General features: G+C 74.0%; 14 protein-coding genes and 1 pseudogene. 10 read left to right on the top strand and 5 right to left on the bottom strand.

Annotated elements, in window-relative coordinates:
- Window positions 1-5 precede the first annotated feature (5 nt).
- Entirely contained in the window at window positions 6-1,448 is a 1,443-nt protein-coding gene (locus ACFY60_RS17710) for a purine-cytosine permease family protein (protein ID WP_388612775.1), read from the top strand.
- Between the two features lie 251 nt (window positions 1,449-1,699).
- Here the strand turns inward: ACFY60_RS17710 and ACFY60_RS17705 are convergent.
- The 3 genes and pseudogenes from ACFY60_RS17705 to ACFY60_RS17695 form a co-directional block, all read right to left on the bottom strand.
- Window positions 1,700-2,377 (bottom strand): annotated as a pseudogene (locus ACFY60_RS17705) (gamma-glutamyl-gamma-aminobutyrate hydrolase family protein); the annotation flags it as partial.
- Complete coding sequence (gene eat, locus ACFY60_RS17700) at window positions 2,374-3,936, bottom strand: ethanolamine permease (protein WP_388612776.1); 1,563 nt, start codon at window positions 3,934-3,936, stop codon at window positions 2,374-2,376. The pseudogene ACFY60_RS17705 and the gene eat, both read right to left, overlap by 4 nt.
- 103 nt (window positions 3,937-4,039) lie before the next feature.
- Complete coding sequence (locus ACFY60_RS17695) at window positions 4,040-4,768, bottom strand: FadR/GntR family transcriptional regulator (RefSeq protein WP_388612778.1); 729 nt, start codon at window positions 4,766-4,768, stop codon at window positions 4,040-4,042.
- Between the two features lie 89 nt (window positions 4,769-4,857).
- Here ACFY60_RS17695 and ACFY60_RS17690 point away from each other — a divergent pair, with 89 nt between their 5' ends.
- From ACFY60_RS17690 to ACFY60_RS17680, 3 genes are all read left to right on the top strand, one after another.
- Window positions 4,858-6,222 (top strand): glutamine synthetase family protein, encoded by a 1,365-nt coding sequence (locus ACFY60_RS17690; protein WP_388612780.1) that lies wholly within the window; start codon window positions 4,858-4,860, stop codon window positions 6,220-6,222.
- An 89-nt stretch (window positions 6,223-6,311) separates the two neighbouring features.
- Window positions 6,312-7,667: an aldehyde dehydrogenase family protein gene (locus ACFY60_RS17685; protein WP_388612782.1), complete on the top strand. Its 1,356-nt coding sequence runs from the start codon at window positions 6,312-6,314 to the stop codon at window positions 7,665-7,667.
- 4 nt (window positions 7,668-7,671) lie between these two features.
- Entirely contained in the window at window positions 7,672-8,457 is a 786-nt protein-coding gene (locus tag ACFY60_RS17680) for a 3-oxoacyl-ACP reductase (RefSeq protein WP_388612784.1), read from the top strand.
- 93 nt (window positions 8,458-8,550) lie between these two features.
- Here the strand turns inward: ACFY60_RS17680 and ACFY60_RS17675 are convergent, their stop codons facing one another.
- A complete protein-coding gene (locus tag ACFY60_RS17675) occupies window positions 8,551-9,753 on the bottom strand; it encodes an amino acid deaminase/aldolase (RefSeq protein WP_388612786.1) in 1,203 nt (400 codons plus the stop codon).
- A 394-nt stretch (window positions 9,754-10,147) separates the two neighbouring features.
- Between ACFY60_RS17675 and ACFY60_RS17670 the strand changes: the two genes are divergently transcribed.
- From ACFY60_RS17670 to ACFY60_RS17660, 3 genes are all read left to right on the top strand, one after another.
- Window positions 10,148-11,050, top strand: a complete 903-nt coding sequence (locus ACFY60_RS17670; RefSeq protein WP_388612788.1) for a hypothetical protein — start codon at window positions 10,148-10,150, stop codon at window positions 11,048-11,050.
- Complete coding sequence (gene mycP / locus ACFY60_RS17665) at window positions 11,047-12,222, top strand: type VII secretion-associated serine protease mycosin (RefSeq protein WP_388612789.1); 1,176 nt, start codon at window positions 11,047-11,049, stop codon at window positions 12,220-12,222. The genes ACFY60_RS17670 and mycP overlap by 4 nt, the downstream gene beginning before the upstream one ends.
- A 72-nt stretch (window positions 12,223-12,294) precedes the next feature.
- Window positions 12,295-13,029, top strand: a complete 735-nt coding sequence (locus tag ACFY60_RS17660; protein WP_388612791.1) for an SseB family protein — start codon at window positions 12,295-12,297, stop codon at window positions 13,027-13,029.
- Window positions 13,030-13,066: 37 nt separating this feature from the next.
- Here ACFY60_RS17660 and ACFY60_RS17655 read toward each other — a convergent pair whose 3' ends face one another.
- Entirely contained in the window at window positions 13,067-13,486 is a 420-nt protein-coding gene (locus ACFY60_RS17655) for a DUF1844 domain-containing protein (RefSeq protein ID WP_309053449.1), read from the bottom strand.
- Between the two features lie 329 nt (window positions 13,487-13,815).
- Between ACFY60_RS17655 and infC the strand changes: the two genes are divergently transcribed.
- The 3 genes from infC (at window position 13,816) to rplT (ending at window position 15,331) form a co-directional block, all read left to right on the top strand.
- A complete protein-coding gene (infC, locus tag ACFY60_RS17650; RefSeq protein ID WP_309055133.1) occupies window positions 13,816-14,517 on the top strand; it encodes a translation initiation factor IF-3 in 702 nt (233 codons plus the stop codon).
- A 125-nt stretch (window positions 14,518-14,642) separates the two neighbouring features.
- Entirely contained in the window at window positions 14,643-14,837 is a 195-nt protein-coding gene (gene rpmI, locus ACFY60_RS17645; protein WP_041128339.1) for a 50S ribosomal protein L35, read from the top strand.
- Between the two features lie 107 nt (window positions 14,838-14,944).
- Window positions 14,945-15,331 carry a 50S ribosomal protein L20 gene (gene rplT, locus ACFY60_RS17640; protein WP_019884941.1) on the top strand — a complete coding sequence of 129 codons (387 nt, stop codon included), beginning with the start codon at window positions 14,945-14,947 and terminating at the stop codon, window positions 15,329-15,331.
- The last annotated feature ends 215 nt before the right edge of the window (window positions 15,332-15,546 follow it).

Here is a 15,546-nt window from a genome sequence, read left to right as displayed (position 1 = left end):
GCCGCATGGCTTCCACGATCCCCGACCCGCTCCCGCGCCCCGAGAGCGACCGGGCCACCCCGCCGGTGACCGAGCGGCCCGGCCGCGTCGAGGCCCACGGCATCGACCACATCCCCGACGCCGAACGCCACGGTCACCCCCGCGCCCTCTTCTCCGTCTGGGCCGCGGCGAACGTGAACTACCTCAGCCTCGTCATCGGCGGAGCCCTGATCCTCATGGGCCTGACCCTCGGCCAGGCCCTGGCCGTGATCGTCGTCGGCAACCTCTTCTGGCTGTTGACCGGCCTCCTCGCCACCTCGGGTCCCGCCGCCGGCGCGCCGAGCGAGGTGATCACCCGCGCGCTGTACGGCGTGCTCGGCAACCGCGTCAACAACGCGATCGGCGGCTGGCTCGTCTCCGTCTGCTACTTCGCGCTCAACCTGGCCGCCGCGGCGACCGCCGCCTTCGCGCTCGTCGAGCGGACCGGCCTCACCGCCACCACCCCGGTCAAGGTGGCCGTCATCGTCGCGATCGCCGCCCTCACCCTGGCGATCAGCGTCTACGGCCACGGACTGATCATCAGGCTGTACCTGCCCATCACGCTCGCCCTCGCCGGCGCCTTCACCGTCGTCGCGTTCGCGGTCCTCCGCCACGCCGACTTCTCGTACGCCCCCGCCGAGCCGCTGACCGGCGTGGACCTGTGGGCGGTGGTGGTCGCGGGGACGACGCTGGTCGCCTCGGGCCCGCTCTCCTACACGACCAGCGCCGACTTCTCCCGCTACCTGCCGCGTACGACCCCGGCGAAGGCCGTCGCGGGCTGGACGGCGCTCGGCGCCTTCGTGCCGAGCGTCGTCGTCTGCTCGCTGGGGGCGCTCGCGGCGACGGCGGTCGACATGACCGACCCCCAGAACGCGCTCCAGAAGATCCTGCCGGGCTGGTTCGCCCCGGTCTTCCTGATCGCCCTGGTCCTCGGCACCGTCTCCCTCAACGCGCTCACCGCGTACAGCGCCGGTCTCGCCCTCCAGGCCGTCGGCCTCCGCGTCCGCCGGACCGTCAGCGTCCTCTTCGACGGCGCCGCCGCCGTCGCCCTCACCCTCTACGGCCTGCTGGTCTCCCACTTCCTGGACACCGTCAGCAACGCCCTCCAGGTGATCGTGGTCCTCATCGGCCCGCTGACGGCCGTCTACGCCACCGACATCCTGCTGCGCCGCAACCGGTACGACGGCGTCGCCCTCGCGAACGAGACCCCGGGCGGCCCCTTCTGGTTCACCGGCGGGGTCAACGTGCCCGGGGCCGTCGCCCTGCTGGGCGGTGTGGCGGCCGCGGCGCTCTGCGTGAACACGCTCTACACCGGTCCGGTGGCCGGGGCCCTCGGCGGCATGGACCTCTCCCTGCCGGCCGGCATGGCCGTCTCCGCGCTCCTGTACGCGTCCCTCGGCCGCCGCGCGGTGGCCGCCACGGCCCGCTGATCACCGGGCGGCCGGAGCCCGTCCCGGCCGCCCCGCACCCCCCGCCGGCCCTTCCGCCCCTTCCGCCCCTTCCGCCCCTTCCGCCCCTTCCGGTCCGGAGGGCGTACCCGTCACCCGCCCACCGTGGCGACGGCCGCCGTCCCGACCTCCCCGGCCCCCGGCGTCCCCTCCCCGTTCCCGGGCCGGACCCCGGCCCCGGGGAGGGCCACCCCGGCGGTCCCGGCACGCGCCCTCGCCGTCCCGGTCGCCCGTGCCGCCGCCGCTGCGACGAGCCCCCGCATCACCCGCGCGTCCTCGCCCATCTCCGGGTGCCACTGCACGCCCAGCGCCCAGGCCGGGTCGGCCAGCTCCACCGCCTCGACCGTGCCGTCCTCCGCGTGGGCGGCGACCCGCAGCCCCGCGCCCAGCCGGTCCACGGCCTGGTGGTGGTAGGTCGGCACCTCGGCCGGCTCCGGTACGAGCGCGGCGTACCGGGTGCCCGGCACCGGCGCGACCGCGTGGCGGCCGATCACCCCGACCGCCTCCGCATGCCCGTCGACGTGCTGCGTCAGTGTGCCGCCGAGTGCCACGTTCAGCAGCTGCATGCCCCGGCAGATCCCGAGCAGTGGCGTGCCGGACGCGAGGGCGGCGTCGATCAGGGCCAGCTCCCAGGAGTCCCGCTCCCGGGCCGGCGGGCCGGTACGGGGGTCGGGCTCGGCCCCGTACCGTACGGGCTCCACGTCCGCACCGCCCGCGACGACCAGACCGTCGAGCCGGGCCACGACGGCCGCCGCGGCGGCCGGCTCGTCGGGCGGCAGCAGCACCGCGAGACCGCCGCCCTCCCGGACGTGGCGGGGGTACGCGGCGGGCAGCAGCGTCGCCGGCATGTCCCACACCCCCCACCGCGCCCGGTCCAGATAGGTGGTCACACCGATGAGCGGCTTAATCACGGGGATTCCTCCGGGGTGCGGGCGTTCGGGGCGGGCGCGGCGGGTCGGTCGCGTTCGAGCTCGGCCTCGGCGGCGGCGAGCGCCGCGAACTCCTCCTCGGGCGCCCGGGCCACCAGGCGGTGCCGACTGTAGAACGCGAAGTAGGCGAGGGCGATCACGTACACCCCGAGGGCCATGAACGCCGCCGTCCGGTCCACCAGGAAGGTGGCGACGAGCGCGGCGAGCGCCAGGACGAGGGCGACGGACGAGGTCACCGTCCCGCCGGGCGTCCGGTACGGCCGGTGCAGCCCCGGCTCGCGCCGCCGCAGCACGATGTGGGAGAGCGCCATCAGGGCGTACGAGATGGTGGCGCCGAAGACGGCGATGTTGAGCATCCGGGCCCCGTTCCCGGAGCCGGCCGCCAGCGCGAAGCCGATCGCGCCGGGAATGATCAGGCCCAGGTAGGGGGACCTGCGGCGGCTGGTGAGGGAGAGGAAGCGGGGCAGGTAGCCCGCCCGGGAGAGGGCGAACAGCTGGCGTGACCCGGCGTAGATGAGGGAGAAGAAGGAGGCGACGAGCCCGGCGAGGCCGGCGTAGTTCACGAACCGGCTCAGCGCCGTCGGCTCACCGTCGCCCTGGAGCGCCACCACCAGCGGGTTGCCGGCCTCCTGCACGGCGGCGGAGCCGCGCGCCCCGGTGGTCGCGAGGAAGGTCATGACGGCGAGGAGCACCAGCACGCCGAGCGAGAGGGCGAGCGCCCTCGGCAGCGACCGCACCGGGTCCTTGGCCTCCTCCGCGGCGAGCGGAACCCCTTCGACGCCCAGGAAGAACCACATGCCGAAGGGGAACGCGGCCCAGATCCCGAGGAGCCCGAACGGCAGCCAGGAGTTCGCGCCCCAGGCCGTGGTGTCCACCGGGATGTCGTTCAGGCGGTCCACCCGGAAGTCGGTGAAGGCGCCGAACGCGAAGACGAGCAGCGCGGCGACGGCGACGGCGGTCACGATCAGACTGAAGCGCAGGGCCTCGCCGACGCCCCACAGGTGGATGCCGATGAAGAGGGCGAAGCAGACCAGGTACACCGGCCAGCCCGACTCCAGTCCGAACAGGCCGAGGGATTCGACGTAGTCGCCGATGAAGAGGGAGATGGCGGCGGGGGCGAGGACGTACTCGACGAGGATCGCGGTGCCGGTCAGGAAGCCGCCCCAGGTGCCGAGCGCCCGGCGCGCGAAGCCGTAGCCGCCGCCCGCCGTGGGCAGGATCGCGGAGAGCTCGGCGAGCGCGAAGACCAGGCAGGCGTACATGACGCCCATGAGGACGGTGGCGACGGCCAGTCCGCCGAAGCCGCCCTTCGACAGGCCGATGTTCCAGCCGGAGAAGTCACCGGAGACGACGTAGGCGACGCCCAGCCCCGTCAGCAGCAGCCAGCCGGCGCTGCCCCGGCGCAGGGAGCGGCGGGCCAGGTAGTCGTCGTCCCCGGAGGGCGCCGCGGAACCACTCGCCGGGGCGGTTTCACCGGTGGTTCCAGGGGTACGTCCCGAGGGGTTCCCGGTCGCGCCCCCGGTCGTTTCGTCGAGCGTCATGGCAGCGTCAGCTCCCCGCAACGGGCCTGGTGTCCAATGGATCAGTCCCATACCTTTGCGTCGGTGGAGTGGCGAGCGCAAGCCCCCGCGCGTAACTTCCGGATCACGCGAGGAAGCCCCGCAGCAGCGCCGCCGTGCCCGCGCAGTGCTCCCGCGTCACCTCCCGCGCCGCGTCCGCGTCCCCGTCGAGCACCGCGTCCACCAGGGCCGCGTGCTGGTGCTGGGAGTGCTCCAGGTTGCGGACGAGCAGGGGGATGCAGTCCAGGAGGCCGTTGACGGTGGCCCGGACGGCCGCGTACTGCGCCGTCAGCGTCGGCGAGCCGGAGAGCTCCGCCAGCGCGAGGTGGAACAGGGTGTCCTGGCGCCGGTAGTCGTCCAGCGGGGCGTCGTGCGTGGCCGCCAGCGCGGCCCGCAGCCGCTCCGTGCCCGCCGCGTCGAGGCCGTGCGCCGCGCAGAGGCCGGCCGCTCCGACCTCCAGGACCTCGCGGAAGCGCAGGGTGTCCTCGATGTCGACGGCGGCGATCCGGCGGCGCAGCTCCTCCTCGCCGGCCGTCCGGGTCCGGGGCAGGACGAACGTCCCCCCGTACCGGCCGCGCCGGCTCTCCACGAGGCCCTGCTCCTGGAGGACCTTGAGGACCTCGCGCAGGGTGACCCGGCTGATCCCCATCCGGTCGGCCAGTTCCCGCTCGGCGGGCAGCCGTTCGCCGCCCGGCACGAGACCGAGCCGTACGACCTGGAGGATCTGCTCCAGGGCCTCCTCGAAACCGTTCCCCGCGCGCACCGGCCGCAGCACGGGCGTCAGCCGGTCCGGCACGTCACTCGTACGGGCCACGTTCTCGTTTCCCCTTCCCGGGCACTTCACAAGCAATGGTCTTCGTACATACCTTATGGCTCCCGGCAGGCCGAAGGAGGAGTCATCCCGTGGCAGTCCGCACAGCCCCGCTCACCGTCGAGGAACTGCGTGCCCTCGTCGCGAGCGGCGAGATCGACACCGTCGTCCTGGCCTTCCCCGACATGCAGGGGCGGCTCCAGGGCAAGCGGTTCGCCGCACCGTTCTTCCTCGACGAGGTCCTCGGCCACGGCACCGAGGGCTGCAACTACCTGCTCGCCGTCGACACCGAGATGAACACCGTCGACGGCTACGAGATGTCCTCCTGGGAACGCGGCTACGGCGACTTCGCCATGCACCCCGACCTCACCACCCTCCGCCGCGTCCCCTGGAACGAGGCCACCGCCATGGTGACCGCCGACCTCGCCTGGGGCGACGGCAGCCCCGTGGTCGCCGCACCCCGCCAGATCCTCCGCCGCCAGCTGGACCGGCTCGCCGGGCACGGCCTCACCGCCCACGTCGGCACCGAGCTCGAGTTCATCGTCTTCAAGGACACCTACGAGCAGGCCTGGGACGCCGGCTACCGCGGCCTCACCCCCGTCAACCAGTACAACATCGACTACTCCGTCCTCGGAACCGGCCGGGTCGAGCCGCTGCTGCGCCGCATCCGCAACGAGATGACCGGCGCCGGCCTCACCGTCGAGTCCGCCAAGGGCGAGTGCAACCCCGGCCAGCACGAGATCGCCTTCAAGTACGCCGAGGCCCTCGTCACCTGCGACCGGCACGCCGTCTACAAGACCGGCGCGAAGGAGATCGCCGCCCAGGAAGGCGTCTCCCTCACCTTCATGGCCAAGTACAACGAGCGCGAGGGCAACTCCTGCCACATCCACCTCTCCCTCCAGGACGCGGAGGGGCACAACGTCATGGCCGGGGACGACCCGCACGGCATGTCCGCGACCATGCGCCACTTCCTCGCCGGACAGCTCGCCGCCCTCCGCGACTTCTCCCTCCTCTACGCGCCGAACATCAACTCCTACAAACGGTTCCAGCCCGGCTCCTTCGCCCCCACCGCCGTCGCCTGGGGCCACGACAACCGCACCTGCGCCCTCCGCGTCGTCGGCCACGGCCGCTCCACCCGCTTCGAGAACCGGCTCCCCGGCGGCGACGTCAACCCCTACCTCGCCGTCGCCGGCATGGTCGCGGCCGGACTCCACGGCATCGAGCAGCGCCTCGAACTGCCCCCCGCCTGCACCGGCAACGCCTACACCGGCGACTACGCGCACGTCCCCACGACCCTGCGCGAGGCCGCCGAGCTCTGGGAGACCAGCGAGATCGCCAAGGAGGCCTTCGGCGCCGAGGTCGTCGCCCACTACCGCAACATGGCCCGCGTCGAACTGGACGCCTTCGACGCCGCGGTCACCGACTGGGAACTGCGGCGCTCCTTCGAACGCCTCTGAGCGACCCGCCCGCCCCCACCGCGAACCCCCACCGCGAACCCCGCCCGCAGCACCCGCGCGAAAGGAATGAGGACCAGGGAGTGGAAGAGTTGCTCCAGGTACTGAACCCGGCGACCGAGGACGTCGTCGCCACCGTCCCCGCCGCCACCCCCGCCGACGTCGACGCCGCCGTCCTCCGGGCCGCGGCCGCCCAGCGGGGCTGGGCGGCGGCCGCACCCGCCGACCGCGCACGGCTGCTCCGCCGCTTCGCGTCCACCGTGGACGAGCACATCGAGGAACTCGCCCTCCTGGAGGTCCGCGAGGCCGGACACACCCTCGGCAACGCCCGCTGGGAGGCCGGCAACGTCCGCGACCTCCTCGACTACGCCGCCGGGGGAGTGGAGCGCCTGAACGGACGCCAGATCCCCGTCCCGGGCGGACTCGACGTCACGATCCTCGAACCCCTCGGGGTCGTCGGCGTCATCGCCCCCTGGAACTTCCCCATGCCGATCGCCGCCTGGGCCACCGCGCCCGCCCTCGCCGCCGGCAACGCCGTCGTCCTCAAGCCGGCCGAGACCACCCCCCTCACGGCCCTCCGCCTCGCCGAACTCGCCCTCGCCGCCGGACTCCCCGAAGGCCTCTTCCAGGTCCTCCCCGGCACCGGCCCCGTCGCCGGGAACGCCCTGGTCGAACACCCCGGCATCGCCAAGATCGTCTTCACCGGCTCCACCCGCGTCGGAAAGTCGATCATGGCGAAGTGCGCGGACCGGGTGAAGCGGGTCACCCTCGAACTCGGCGGCAAGAGCCCGAACATCGTCTTCGCCGACGCGGACGTCGAGGCGGCCGCCGCCGCGGCGCCGATGGCCTTCCTCGACAACAGCGGCCAGGACTGCTGCGCCCGCACCCGCATCCTCGTCCAGCGCGCGGTGTACGACCGCTTCCTGGAGCTGCTCGCCCCCGCCATCGAGGAGATCGTCGTCGGCGACCCGGCCGACGAGCGCACCCTGATGGGCCCGCTGATCTCCCGCGCCCAGCTCGACCGCGTCCGCTCCTACGCCCCCGACGACCTCGACGCCATCCGGGGCAAGGCACCCGAAGGCCCCGGCTTCTGGTTCCCGCCCACCGTCCTCACCGGCGTGCCCGAGGACGCCCCCTGCGCCGTCGAGGAGATCTTCGGCCCGGTCGCCGTCGTCCTCCCCTTCGAGGACGAGGCCGACGCGATCCGTCTCGCCAACGCCACCGAGTACGGCCTGTCCGGCTCCCTCTGGACCCGGGACGTCGGCCGCGCCCTGCGCGTCTCGCGCGCCGTCCGCGCCGGGAACCTCTCCGTCAACTCCCACTCCAGCGTGCGCTACTGGACCCCGTTCGGCGGCTACCGCCAGTCCGGCCTCGGCCGGGAGCTCGGCCCCGACGCCCTGACCGCCTTCACCGAAACCAAGAACGTCTTCATCAGCACGGAGGCCTGACCGCATGAGCACCGAAGAGATCGTCTGCCGCCGCCTCGTCGGCCGTACCGCCGTCATCACCGGGGCCGGCAGCGGCATCGGCCTCGCCACCGCCCGGCGGCTCGCCTCCGAAGGCGCCCACGTCGTCTGCGGCGACATCGACGAGACCGCGGGCAAGGCCGCGGCCGAGGAGGTCGGCGGCACCTTCGTCAAGGTCGACGTCACCGACCCGGAGGAGGTCGAGGCCCTGTACCGCACCGCCTTCGAGACCTACGGCTCCGTCGACATCGCCTTCAACAACGCCGGCATCTCGCCCCCCGACGACGACTCCATCCTGGAGACCGGCCTGGAGGCCTGGAAGCGCGTCCAGGACGTCAACCTGACCTCCGTCTACCTCTGCTGCAAGGCCGCCCTGCCGTACATGCGCCGCCAGGGCAAGGGCTCCATCATCAACACCGCGTCCTTCGTCGCCGTGATGGGAGCGGCCACCAGCCAGATCTCCTACACCGCCTCCAAGGGCGGCGTCCTCGCCATGTCCCGCGAGCTGGGCGTCCAGTTCGCCCGCGAGGGCATCCGCGTCAACGCCCTCTGCCCGGGCCCGGTCAACACCCCCCTCCTGCGGGAACTGTTCGCCAAGGACCCCGAGCGGGCCGCCCGCCGCCTGGTCCACATCCCCGTGGGCCGCTTCGCCGAGGCCGAGGAGATCGCCGCCGCCGTCGCCTTCCTCGCCAGCGACGACTCCTCCTTCGTCAACGCCAGCGACTTCCTCGTGGACGGCGGCATCTCCGGCGCGTACGTCACGCCCCTCTGACCCTTCCGGTCCCCCCACACCCCCCACCCGGCAGCCGGGCGTCGCGAGACGCCCGGCTGCCGCGCGCAGGGGACCGGACGGCATCGAGGAGGGTCAGAGGAAGGTCTTGCCCTCGCCCCGGTACGTGGGCACGGTGTCCGTCACCCGGTCGCCCTCCACCAGCCGCAGGCTGTCGAACCGCTCGCACAGTTCGCCGGCCTTCGCGTGCCGGAACCACACCTTGTCACCGATCCGCAGGTCGTCGGCCGGCGAGCCCAGCAGCGGGGTCTGGACCTCACCAGGGCCCTCCTGCGGGTCGTACCGCAGTCCCTCCGGCAGGTACGGCACGGGCAGCCGATCCTCGCCCGCCACCCCCGACGCCGGATAGCCGCCGCCGAGCACCGTCACCACGCCCACCCCGGGGCGGCGCACCACCGGCTGGGCGAACAGGGCCGCCGGACGGCCGCTGAAGGAGGAGTAGTGGTCGAAGAGGCGCGGCACGAACAGGCCCGAACCGGCGGCGATCTCGGTCACCGCGTCCTCGGCCGCCGTGTGCTGCACACTGCCGGTGCCGCCGCCGTTCACGAACTCCAGGTCCGGCGCCACCGCCCGCACCGCGCGCACCACGGCCGCCCGGCGCTGCGCCAGCTCCCGGCGCGCGGCCGCCTGCATCAGCCGGACCGCCCGCGACCGCAGCGGCCGGCCCGCCACCGCGTCCCCGACCCCGGCCACATGTCCCTCGTACGCCATGAGCCCGACCAGCCGGAAGCCCGGGCGGCGCTCGACCGAGCGGGCCAGCTCGGCCAGCTCCGCCGGGGTGCGCAGCGGCGAGCGGCGCGCCCCGACCCGTATCCGCCCGCCGAGGAGGTGCAGCGCGGTGTCCAGCTCCAGACAGACCCGGACCTCCTCCCGGCCGCCGGACCGGGCGGCGTCGATCAGATCGAGCTGCGCCACGTCGTCGACCGTCACGGTCACCGCCGCCGCCAGTTTCGGGTCCCGGGCCAGCTCCCCGAACCCGGCGCGGTCGGCCGACGGATAGGCCAGCAGCACGTCCTCGAAGCCGGCGCGTGCCAGCCACAGCGACTCGGCGAGCGTGAACGACATCACGCCGGCGAACCCCGGCCGCGCCAGCACCCGCTCCAGGAGCGCCCGGCACCGTACGGACTTGCTCGCCACCCGCACCGGTTTGCCCGCGGCCCGCCGTACGAGATCGTCCGCGTTGGCGTCGAACGCCTCCAGATCGACGATCGCCACGGGCGCGTCGAGATGGGCGGTGGCCCGGTCGTACCGGGAACGGTCGGCGGCGCGGGGAGTCATGGCCCGAGCTTGCCAGACGGGTTTACGGGTGGGTAGCCCCTGAGTTCCCGTGCGGCGGGGAACAGCCCGTAGAGTGGCGGGCATTGTCGACACGAGCAGGGGGACGGGGATGACCGACAACCACCCGCACCCGTCCTCCCGGATCACCGAAACCCTCCTCCACCCCCCGCACCTCCCGGGCCCCATGCCGCCTCCGGCCGCCCCGCCCGCCGGGCCGGCGCCGGACGCCCGCCGCACGGCCCCCGAGCCCGGACAGGCCTCCCGGCCCCCGCATGCGCCCGCCCCCACGCCGCCCCCCTCGGCCGGCCGGCCCAGGGCCGCCGCCGCTCCCGGCCCCGGACCCCTGCCCGCGCCGGCCCCCGGGCGAGCCGTCCCCCCGCCGCAGGAGCCGGACGTGGAGACGACGACCCGGCTGCGGCCCGTGCGCGAGCCGTGGGGGAGCCCGGCCGCCAGGCCCGTACGCGGGACGGCGTACGAAGCCGACCCGTACGGGTACCCCGGCGCGGAGAGCACCACCCGGCTGCGGCCCGTGCGGCCGAAGCGCACCGGACGGGCGATCGCGGTCGCGAGCTGCGTCGTGCTCGGGGTCGGACTCATCGGCGGGGCACTCGCCGGCGTCTGGCTGGCCGCCGCCGAGCCCGGGAAGCCCGCCGAACCGGCCGGCTACAGCGAGGCCGCGAGCCTCTGGCACAACGCGCCGGTCGACACCCTCTTCCCCCGTACCGTCGCCGGTCCCGGCGCCGGCCCCGGCACCGCCGCCCGCACCTGGACCCGGATCGTCGTCGCCCCGGACACGCCCTGCACCCCCGCGGCCCTCGCGCCGAACCTCCTCGCCACGCTCCGCCCGCTCGGCTGCGAGCGGGTGCTGCGGGCCACCTACACCGACGCCACCGCCAGCAGCGTGATCACCGTCGGCCTCGTCTTCACGGGGGCCGACGCCCCCACCCAGGGCACCCTCGCCGCCCGCGGCCTCGCCACCCGCCTCGGTGAAGACGTGCCACCCGCCCTTTCCGGCCCCGGCACCGTCGCCGCCGACTTCGGCCCCGCACAGCGTGCCGGCTGGTGGCTCACCACCCCCGCCGACCTGCCGGTGGTCGTCACCGCCGTGTCCGGGTTCGCCGACGGCCGCGCCGTCGACCGCCCGCAGCGCGCCGACACCGCCATGGGCCGGGGCCGTACCGACGCCGTCGCCCAGGCCGGCCTCGGCCACGAGGCGAAGGCCGTCACCGAACGCTTCACCGCGCTCCTGCGCTCCACCGTCGCCGCCACGCAGAAGAAGGAGGGGGAGCGCCGGTGACCCGCGCCCGTACGAACCCGGCCCGGGCCGTGGCCACCGCGCTCCTCGCCGGCGCCCTCACCGTCGTGCCCGTCGCCACCGCCCACGCCGACCCCGTCCGCGACCGGCAGTGGGGCCTGCGGACCCTGCGCACGGCCGAGGCCTGGCGCACCACCAAGGGCGAGGGCGTCACCGTCGCCGTCCTCGACACCGGCGTCGACGACCGGCACCCGGACCTCGCCGGATCCGTCCTGCCCGGCCGCGACCTCATCGGTTTCGGGGCCGCCCGAGGCGACCGCTCCTGGGCCCGCCACGGCACGGCCATGGCCGGCATCATCGCCGGGCACGGCCACGGCCCCGGCGGCGAGGAAGGCGTCCTCGGCGTCGCCCCCGGCGTCAAGATCCTCCCCGTCCGGGTGATCCTCGAAGGCAGCGACAAGGCCCGGGAGAAGGCCCGCAGAACCAAGGGCTCCGCCCTCGCCGAGGGCATCCGCTGGGCCGCCGACCACGGCGCCGACGTCATCAACCTCTCCCTCGGCGACGACTCCAAGTCCGCCCACGCCGACGCGGGCGAGGACGCCGCCGTCCAGTACGCCCTCGCCAAGGGCGTCTCCGTCGTCGCCTCCGCCGGCAACGGCGGCGAGAAGGGCGACCACATCTCCTACCCCGCGGCCTACCCCGGCGTCATCGCCGTCACCGCCGTCGACCGGCACGGCGTCCACGCCTCCTTCTCCACCCGCCGCTGGTACGCCACCGTCAGCGCGCCCGGCGTCGACGTCGTCATCGCCGACCCCGACCGCCGCTACTACGAGGGCTGGGGCACCAGCGCCGCCGCCGCGTTCGTCTCCGGCGCCGTCGCCCTCGTCCGGTCCGCCCACCCGGACCTCACCCCCGCCCAGATCAAGCAGCTCCTCATCGACACCGCCCGCAACCGCCCGCGCGGCGGCCGCAGCGACGCCAAGGGGTACGGGACGGTCGACCCGGCCGCCGCGATCCGGGCGGGCGCGCGGATCGAGGGCGGCGACCCGAAGAACGCCTCGGCCGGATTCCGCGGGCGGTACTTCGGGCCCGGCCCGCAGCCGCCCGCCGAGGAGAGCCGGTCCTTCGGACTGCTCGCCCCGGCGGCCGGCGGACTCGGCGCGCTGCTCCTGCTCGCCGCCTTCGCCCTGCACCGCGCGAACCGCCCCCGCTGACCCCAGCGCCCGGCCCGCCCCCGCCGGGACCCGGCGGCCGGGACGCCGGGCGGCGGCGGTTAGGCTCGGTGCGTGGCGCTCAAGAACATCCCGGACCCCGGTTTCTCCGACGACGACGGCACCGCCGACCCGCGGCTCGCCGCGGCCCTGGCGGCCTGGGCGGAGGACCGGACCGCCCACGGCCCGGTGCTCGAGGCGCTCCGGGACGCCCGGCTGCTCGTCCCCGTCGTCGCCGTCCTCGGCGAGGTCGAGGTGGACCCCGCGACGGGACTGCGCCAGGAGAAGACCAGCGACATGGCCGTGCCGACGCTCACCGCGGGTGACCGCAGGGCCCTGCCCGCCTTCACCTCGATCGCCTCGCTCGCCCTGTGGGACCCGGCCGCCCGCCCGGTCGCCGTCCCCCTGCACCAGGCGCTCGCGGCGCTCGTCCACGAGAAGGCCGACACCCTCGTCCTGGACCTGGCGGGCCCGGTGCCGTACCAGGTGACCGGTCCGGCCCTGGTCGCCCTCGCCGAAGGCCGGACCAGCACCGATCCGCTCGACGACCCCGCCGTACGGGAGGCGGTCCGGGCGGCCGTCGCCGCCGAGCCCGAGGTGCTCCGCGCCCACCTCGGCCCGGGGCAGGCCGACGGCACCCTCGCCCTGGTCCTCGACGGGGCGGCGCCCCCGGCCGAGGCCGCCCAGCGCGTGGCCCGGGCCCTGGCCGCCGACGAAACACTGAGGGCCCGCCTGGTGCGGGGCCTCGACCTGGCACTCCTGCCGGCCTCGGCCACGCCTCCGGGCGAGCCCTTCTACGTACGGGACTGACGGACCACCGCGCCGGGGCGCGGTCCGCCGCTTCCCGCTAGCCGTACACCGGCCCCGTGTACTTCTCGCCCGGGCCCTGGCCCGGCTCGTCCGGGACGAGGGAGGCCTCGCGGAAGGCGAGCTGGAGGGACTTCAGGCCGTCCCGCAGCGGGGCCGCGTGGAAGGAGGAGATCTCCGTCGCGCCTGCGTCCATCAGACCGGCCAGCGCGTGGATCAGCTTGCGCGCCTCGTCGAGGTCCTTGTGGACCTCGCCCTCCTCGGTGAGACCGAGCTTCACCGCGGCGGCGCTCATCAGGTTGACCGCGACCGTCACGATCACCTCGACGGCCGGCACCTCCGCGATGTCACGGGTCATGGCGTCGAAGTCGGGGGTGTCGCCGGCACCGGCGGCGGGGGAGCCCGGGGAGTCCGGGGAAACTGCGGAGTCCGTGGACTCGTTCTGGGGCGTCTCGCTCATGCCCCACACGATATGCCGGTCCGCCCGGCCGCCCCGACCGCCGTCCCTGTTCGCGGACCGGAACGACGCCTGGTAGCCTTGTGTAACGACCGGCCGGACACCTACGTGCCCGGCCCACAAGTGGAGGCTCCGTACTCCCACCTGACCGCCCTCACGGGCGGCGGGTCACCGGTCAGGTGGTCCCCATCGTTCCGTACGGACGATGGAACCGCCCGAAGCGCGCCCCGCGGCGGACCGTGGTGGTGCTCCGGTTTTCCATGGAGCCCCGCCTGTGTCCCGTCCGGGGCATTTTTGATGTACCGGCGCGGTTGGTCTCACTGACTGAACACGTGACGTGTCCGTCCGCCAAGGCGGTCGCGTGGTGCAACCGAGGAGGATCCATCAGCGCCGAGCCCCGCATCAACGAGCGGATTCGCGTTCCCGAGGTGCGTCTTGTCGGCCCCAGCGGCGAGCAGGTGGGCATCGTCCCGCTTGCCAAGGCCCTGGAGCTCGCTCAGGAGTACGACCTCGACCTGGTCGAGGTAGCGGCGAACGCCCGCCCGCCCGTGTGCAAGCTCATGGACTACGGGAAGTTCAAGTACGAGTCGGCCATGAAGGCCCGTGAGGCGCGCAAGAACCAGGCGCACACGGTCATCAAGGAGATGAAGCTCCGGCCGAAGATCGACCCGCACGACTACGACACCAAGAAGGGTCACGTCGTACGGTTCCTCAAGCAGGGCGACAAGGTCAAGATCACGATCATGTTCCGTGGTCGTGAGCAGTCCCGGCCGGAGCTCGGTTACCGACTGCTGCAGCGCCTGGCGGAGGACGTCCAGGACCTGGGCTTCATCGAGTCGAACCCGAAGCAGGACGGCCGGAACATGATCATGGTTCTGGGTCCGCACAAGAAGAAGACCGAGGCGATGGCCGAGGCGCGTGAGGCCCAGGCCGCGCGCAAGGCGGAGCGCCAGGGCGGGTCGCCCGAGGCGGCTCCCGAGGCCGACGCCGAGGAGGCTTCGGCCGAGCCTTCGGCCGAGAACACCGAGGCGTGATCCCAAGGGGCTGCCCCGCGGGCAGCCCCCGGGTCCCGCCCGGTCCACCCAATCGAAGAATTGACGCTCCCGGTTGTCCGGTGCCCGCACCGGGGGAGCGCCACTGACGAGGAGATAACGGCGCCATGCCGAAGAACAAGACGCACTCCGGTGCCAAGAAGCGCTTCAAGGTCACCGGCTCCGGCAAGATCCTGCGGGAGCGCGCCGGCAAGCGCCACCTGCTCGAGCACAAGTCGTCCAAGCTGACGCGTCGCCTCACGGGCAACGCCGAGATGGCCCCGGGTGACTCCGCCAAGATCAAGAAGATGCTGGGCATCTGACCCTGATCTCCCGCCCTCGGCGACGAGGGCATCCGGTCGAGACCGGGACCCATCCGATTTCCGGGTCGTGTGAGCACCACCACGGCCCCGCTACAAGGAGTTAAGAAGTGGCACGCGTCAAGCGGGCAGTCAACGCCCACAAGAAGCGCCGGGCGATCCTCGAGCAGGCCTCCGGCTACCGTGGTCAGCGCTCGCGCCTGTACCGCAAGGCCAAGGAGCAGGTCACCCACTCGCTGGTCTACAACTACAACGACCGCAAGAAGCGCAAGGGCGACTTCCGTCAGCTGTGGATCCAGCGCATCAACGCCGCTGCCCGCCTGAACGGCATGACGTACAACCGCCTCATCCAGGGTCTGAAGGCCGCCAACATCGAGGTGGACCGCAAGATCCTCGCCGAGCTGGCCGTCAACGACGCCAACGCGTTCGCCGCGCTGGTCGAGGTCGCGCAGAAGGCTCTGCCGGCCGACGTCAACGCCCCGAAGGCCGCCGCCTGATCTTCCAGGCCGCAGTACCTCTGCCCGGACCCGCAGGCGCGCACGCGCCTGCGGGTCCGGGTGCGTCGGCGCCCCGGCCACGGCCCGTGGCCGACGGAACGCCGCGCGTCCCGGCCACGGCCCCGCCGACGGCTCCCGGCCTCGCGGACCACGCCCGGCCCGCCGCCGGTCCGGCACGAGCCGGCCGCCACCGCCCGGACCCGGCCGCCCCCGGG

The organism is Streptomyces sp. NPDC012827, assembly GCF_042900905.1.
Taxonomy (GTDB): Bacteria; Actinomycetota; Actinomycetes; order Streptomycetales; family Streptomycetaceae; genus Streptomyces; species Streptomyces gulbargensis.
This window is presented reverse-complemented; position numbering and strand designations above follow the sequence as displayed.